The organism is Bradyrhizobium uaiense (assembly GCF_010811875.1).
GTDB classification, from domain to species: domain Bacteria; phylum Pseudomonadota; class Alphaproteobacteria; order Rhizobiales; family Xanthobacteraceae; genus Bradyrhizobium; species Bradyrhizobium uaiense.
In genome coordinates, this window is the sequence record NZ_VKHP01000530.1 from 1 (window position 1) to 842 (window position 842).

Genomic DNA, 842 nt, shown 5'->3' on the forward strand with positions numbered 1-842 from the left:
TAGCACTACTTTGGCAGAATCTATTTGTACCGGTGTTTTTCAAGGATTTGTTTTCGGCAGTGTGGGCACCGCTGAGACGGCGGCCGAAGGATGAGACCGACGATGGCGTGACGTACGGCGGGCATGGTTGGCTGAGGCGGAGGTCCGTTGATTCTTTTTTTTCCGCCCCGCGTGTGCGAGGCGACGATGCTGCAGGAAGGCGTAGGCAATCATTGTCATCAGGGCGTGACGATGAAGACCCTTCCATGATCGCCCCTCGAAGTGATCAAGTCCGAGTTCCTCCTTCAACTGCTGATGCGCCTGCTCACAAATCCATCTTGCCTTGATGGTGGCGGCTAGTGTGCGCAGATCCGTCGCCGCAGGGAGATTGGCAAGATAGTATTTCTTCTCCCCTGAGGCACGTTGCTCGCCAATGAGCCAAGCTTCGTCGCCCGGGAGATGCTGCTGACCTTTATCCCAAATCCGCTGAGGAGGGCCGTCGGCGGTGCGGACACGGAGAGCAGCAAATCGGGCTTTCAGCCGACCTTTCGTCCCGCTGCGCCAGCTCACGGCTTTCCATTTGGCGCTGGCCAGCATGTGTTCTGCTGCAATTGATAAGATATCGGGCACGTGGTGCTTTCGTGGTTTCCCGCGGACTTTGGTAATCGGCCAAATGAGCTTCACATCGACCGGATACACCTTCAGGTGCCGAGGGATGCCGACAGCCCAGGCCAGCCCGCGCTCTGTTAGCCCTTGTCGAAATGGTGCGCTAAGTCCGTATCCTGCATCCGCCAGCACACATCCAAAGCGCACGTTGGCTGCTATCGCGCGATCAATCTCGGCCAAAGCAATTTCCGGCTTGG

The 842-nt window shown here is 57.6% G+C and carries 1 protein-coding gene; it reads right to left on the bottom strand.

From position 1 onward, the window contains the following. Nucleotides 1–39 precede the first annotated feature (39 nt). On the bottom strand, nucleotides 40–842 hold an 803-nt coding region (locus tag FNJ47_RS46285; protein WP_163163471.1), incomplete at its 5' end, for an IS701 family transposase.